The 674-nt window shown below is 51.2% G+C and carries 1 protein-coding gene; it reads right to left on the minus strand.

From position 1 onward, the window contains the following. Positions 1-578: DUF294 nucleotidyltransferase-like domain-containing protein (locus INT22_RS20850; protein ID WP_226912646.1), on the minus strand; the 578-nt coding region annotated here is incomplete at its 3' end. Positions 579-674: the final 96 nt, after the last annotated feature.

Raw genomic sequence — 674 nt, forward strand, 5'->3', positions numbered from 1 at the left:
TTACCCTGACGATCCGCACTCCAAATTGCAAATTGCTGCTGCCATTCGCTCAAGCGCTTGCGCCACATTGGCCAACGCGCCATGACATGGCCACGGCAAAGCGGAATGCCCGCTTCATCTAAGCGTTGTGTAAAACGTTCGCCTAGCGCCTGAAAGTAGCCATCAATTTCAACGTGTCGAGCGTCAGGATAGTCGCCAATAATCAGCGCATTGTCCTGGTCAGGCCCAAGCAAGCTTTCAAAGCGTGCCGCCGAGCCGAGCGTAACAACGCAGTAATCCACTGGCGGCTTACCCCACCCTTGTGCCTGCATTTCATCTAGCGCTGCTGCAATCGATTGACGATAAAGCCAAGCGATGTGGTCACTAATGAGTTCGCTAATACGCCAAGCAGGCAAGTCATAACGCAGCAATGTCTCAACAAAAGAGAGCTGTGCGGCATAGGCGTCAGATAAGGATGGATTAAAAAGAGAGGTATGCGTGTAAAAATCGCGAAGTGGAGCACTTAGCGCCGAGATATCCAATGAGCCATGATGACATACCAAGGAGCGCCAAGGGGAAGCACGGTATACCATGTGCATACTCCGCTCCTCAACTAAACGAAAAGCTTGCTAGGTGTCACTAGCATTACGAGGATCAGCCGTAAACATCTCCTCACCCACTTCATCAATAAAGCG

This window comes from Halomonas sp. 3D7M, from assembly GCF_014897885.1.
GTDB lineage: Bacteria > Pseudomonadota > Gammaproteobacteria > Pseudomonadales > Halomonadaceae > Vreelandella.